Origin of the sequence: Saccharopolyspora sp. NPDC002686, from assembly GCF_040295745.1 — a bacterium.
Lineage (GTDB): Bacteria > Actinomycetota > Actinomycetes > Mycobacteriales > Pseudonocardiaceae > Saccharopolyspora > Saccharopolyspora oryzae.
The window spans coordinates 1-3536 of the sequence record NZ_JBEOVY010000530.1 but is presented as its reverse complement, the minus strand read 5'-3'; the positions used below and the strand labels follow the sequence as shown (position 1 = coordinate 3536).

The window sequence follows — 3536 nt, the reverse complement described above, 5'->3', positions numbered from 1 at the left end:
GCACCTCGTTGACCATCTCCGGGTCCAGCGCGGAGGTAGGCTCGTCGAAGAGCATCACCTTCGGCTTCATCGCCAGCGCCCGGGCGATCGCCACGCGCTGCTGCTGACCGCCGGAGAGCTGCGCCGGGTACTTGTCGGCCTGGTTCGCGATGCCGACCCGTTCCAGCAGCTGCAGCGCGGTCTCCCTGGCCTCGTCCTTGCTCTGCTTGCGGACCTTGATCGGCCCGAGCGTGACGTTCTCCAGGATCGTCTTGTGCGCGAAGAGGTTGAACTGCTGGAACACCATGCCGACGTCGGCCCGCAGCTCGGCCAGCGCTCGGCCCTCGGAGGGCAGCGCAACACCGTCGATCTCGATGCCGCCGGAGTTGATCGGCTCCAGCCGGTTGATCGCGCGGCACAACGTCGACTTGCCCGACCCGGACGGCCCGAGGACCACCACGACCTGCCCGCGGGGGACTTCCAGGTCGATCTCCCGCAGCACGTGCAAGGAACCGAAGTACTTGTCGACCGCGGACATCCGGATCATCGGCACGTCCGTGGAAGCTGCGGTCATTCAAACTCCTGAACGCATCAGAATGGGTTTCGTTGGCCGAAACTTAAGCCCCTTCGGGGGGATAGTCCAGATGGAAGGTGCCTTGACAGGTTGCAAGTAGGTTACGCTCCGCAGTCGCTTTTCGTGGGTGATCACTAACGCTCAGTAGCCGAACCGCGATCGACCTGGGCGCCGGGCGGGTGAATCCACGACATGACCAGGCGCTACCGTGGAACGGTGAGCACGAGGACGTACGAGATCCGCACCTTCGGCTGCCAGATGAACGTGCACGATTCGGAGCGGCTCGCGGGCATGTTGGAGGACGCCGGGTACGAGCGCGCCGGTTCGGGCGACGCCGACGTGGTCGTGTTCAACACCTGCGCGGTGCGGGAGAACGCGGACAACCGCCTCTACGGCACGCTCGGTCACATGCGCCCCGCCAAGGACCGCAACCCGAACATGCAGATCGCGGTGGGCGGCTGCCTGGCGCAGAAGGACCGCGACACGATCGTGAAGCGCGCCCCGTGGGTGGACGTCGTCTTCGGCACCCACAACCTCGGTTCGCTGCCGACGCTGCTGGAGCGCGCCCGGCACAACGGAGAGGCCGAGGTCGAGATCCTCGAGGCGCTCGACGTCTTCCCGTCGACGCTGCCCGCGCGCCGCGAATCGGCCTACGCCGGCTGGGTGTCGGTCTCGGTCGGCTGCAACAACACGTGCACGTTCTGCATCGTGCCCGCGCTGCGCGGCAAGGAGAAGGACCGCCGTCCCGGCGAGATCCTCGCCGAAGTGCAGGCGCTGGTGTCCGAGGGCGTGCTCGAGGTGACGCTGCTCGGGCAGAACGTCAACGCCTACGGCGTCGAGTTCGGCGACCGCTTCGCGTTCAGCAAGCTGCTGCGCTCCTGCGGGGAGATCGAGGGCCTGGAGCGGGTTCGCTTCACCTCGCCGCACCCGCGCGACTTCACCGACGACGTGATCGAGGCGATGGCCGAGACGCCGAACGTGTGCCCGCAGCTGCACATGCCGCTGCAGTCCGGCTCCGACCGGATCCTCAAGGCGATGCGCCGCTCCTACCGCTCCGAGCGGTACCTGAACATCCTGCGCAACGTGCGCGAGGCGATGCCGGACGCGGCGATCACCACCGACATCATCGTCGGCTTCCCGGGGGAGACCGAGGAGGACTTCGAGGGGACCATGGAGGTCGTCCGGCAGGCGCGGTTCTCCAGCGCGTTCACCTTCCAGTACTCCAAGCGACCCGGCACGCCCGCGGCGGACCTGCCCGACCAGCTGCCCAAGGAAGTCGTCCAGCAGCGCTACGACCGGCTGGTCGAGCTGCAGAACGAGATCTCCTGGGAGGAGAACAAGAAGCTCGTCGGTCGTCCGGTGGAGCTGCTGGTCGCCGAGGGCGAGGGCCGCAAGGACGCGGAGACCCACCGGCTGTCCGGCCGCGCCCGCGACGGGCGGCTGGTGCACTTCACGCCGACCGGTGCCGTCGACCGCGAGATCCGGCCCGGCGACGTCGTGCACACCACCATCACCCGCGCCGCCCCGCACCACCTGGTCGCCGACACCGACATCAGCGCGCACCGGCGGACCAGGGCCGGTGACCACTGGGAGGAGGGCGTGCGGCCGAAGACCTCGGGCGTCACGCTCGGCCTGCCCTCCTTCGGAGCACCGGCCGCGAAACCGGCCGCGGAACAGGGATGTGCGTGTTGAGCCGAGTTCAGGACGTGACGATGAGCAACGCCAAGATCGGCCGAGACCTGCTGCGCCCCATTGACCCGGGCGCCCGAGCGGTGCTGATCGCCTCGGTGATGCTGATGCTGGTGCTCTCCTCGCTGCTGCCGTGGGCCGGTGACGCCGCGGGCTGGCAGGTGCTGACCGGCCAGGCGTCCCCCGAGCTCAAGATCGGTCTGCTGCCGTGGCTGTTCGCGGTCAACTCCACGGTCGTCGGCCTGGGCTTCGGCGCGCTGGCGCTGATCACCCGCCGCTGGGTGTTCGCCTTCGCGGCGGGCCTGGCCGGAGCGGTGGTGACCTTCGAAGGCGTGATCGCGATCTGGTCCCGCCAGACCAGCGGCCAGCACGGCCCGTCGATCGGCCTGATCCTCGCGGTGATCTGCATGGCCGTCCTGGCGGTCCAGTGGATCAAGACCATCTGGACGCGCGACGAGGACTGAACTTCCTCGGTGCCGGGGCACCTTCGACCGCTGGTCGGAGGTGCCCTTCGCTTTTCGGCTGATCGGGTGAGCGCGCCAACCGGCCCGGTGCTCCGGACGTCCCACGGGCATGTCGAGAGATCTTCACTGGGACGGCGGCTACAACGTCCGCGACCTGGGCGGCCTGCCCGCAGGGGACGGGCAGCAGGTGCGTCGGGGCGCGGTCGTGCGCTCGGCGGGTTTGTCGTTCCTGACGGAGAAGGGCTGGACGCAGGTGTGGGAGCACGGGGTCCGCACCGTCGTCGACCTGACTAGCGAGGGCGAGGAGCGAGCTGACCTCGCGCCGCGACCGGCCGGTCTGACCAGCCTCAAGATCCCGCTGGACCCGGTGCACGACACCGAGTTCTGGGACTGCTGGGGCAACGGGCTGCACGGCACCCCGCTGTACTTCCGGCCGTTCCTGGACCGGTTCCCGGAGCGCACCGCGGAGGTCGTCAAGTCCATCGCGCACGCCGAACCGGGCGGCGTGATCGTGCACTGCTCCGCTGGTCGCGACCGGACCGGGATCATCTCGCTGGTGCTGCTGGCCTTCGCCGGGGTGGCGCCCGACGAGATCGTCGCCGACCACGCCCTCAGCGACGAGCGGTTGCGGACGATGTTCGAGCGGCTCGGTCGACCGGACCAGGAGCCGGTGATCAACGAGGTACTCGCCGAACGCGGCACCACCAAGCGCGAAGTGGTGCGCGCAGCGCTCGACGGCTTCGACGCCGAGGCCCACCTGCGCGCTGGCGGCTGCACCGACGCGGACCTGGCGGCTCTGGAGGAGAGGCTGCTCGCGCCGTCCGCATGAC

Annotated in this window: 4 protein-coding genes; 3 read left to right on the top strand and 1 reads right to left on the bottom strand. The window is 69.1% G+C overall.

What is annotated here, in order from left to right; translation table 11 throughout:
* Positions 1 to 526, bottom strand: a 526-nt coding sequence (locus ABTZ89_RS37015; protein WP_351053770.1) for an amino acid ABC transporter ATP-binding protein, incomplete at its 3' end; no start/stop codon positions are given.
* A gap of 219 nt (positions 527 to 745) precedes the next feature.
* Between ABTZ89_RS37015 and miaB the strand changes: the two genes are divergently transcribed.
* The 3 genes from miaB to ABTZ89_RS37000 all read left to right on the top strand — a co-directional run bounded on the left by miaB (position 746) and on the right by ABTZ89_RS37000 (position 3535).
* Positions 746 to 2245 carry a tRNA (N6-isopentenyl adenosine(37)-C2)-methylthiotransferase MiaB gene (miaB, locus tag ABTZ89_RS37010; RefSeq protein ID WP_270948025.1) on the top strand — a complete coding sequence of 500 codons (1500 nt, stop codon included), beginning with the start codon at positions 746 to 748 and terminating at the stop codon, positions 2243 to 2245.
* On the top strand, positions 2242 to 2706 hold the full coding sequence (locus ABTZ89_RS37005) for an Rv2732c family membrane protein (RefSeq protein WP_270948024.1): 465 nt from the start codon (positions 2242 to 2244) through the stop codon (positions 2704 to 2706). Before miaB ends, ABTZ89_RS37005 begins: the two co-directional genes overlap by 4 nt.
* Positions 2707 to 2815: 109 nt before the next feature.
* Positions 2816 to 3535, top strand: coding sequence for a tyrosine-protein phosphatase (locus tag ABTZ89_RS37000; RefSeq protein ID WP_351053765.1), 720 nt, complete (start codon positions 2816 to 2818; stop codon positions 3533 to 3535).
* The last annotated feature ends 1 nt before the right edge of the window (position 3536 follow it).

What these genes read in the sequence shown, in the direction of transcription:
- miaB (WP_270948025.1), top strand. Translation starts at nt 746, where the DNA reads ATGACCAGGCGCTACCGTGGAACGGTGAGCACGAGGACGTACGAGATC.
- ABTZ89_RS37000 (WP_351053765.1), top strand. Translation starts at nt 2,816, where the DNA reads ATGTCGAGAGATCTTCACTGGGACGGCGGCTACAACGTCCGCGACCTG.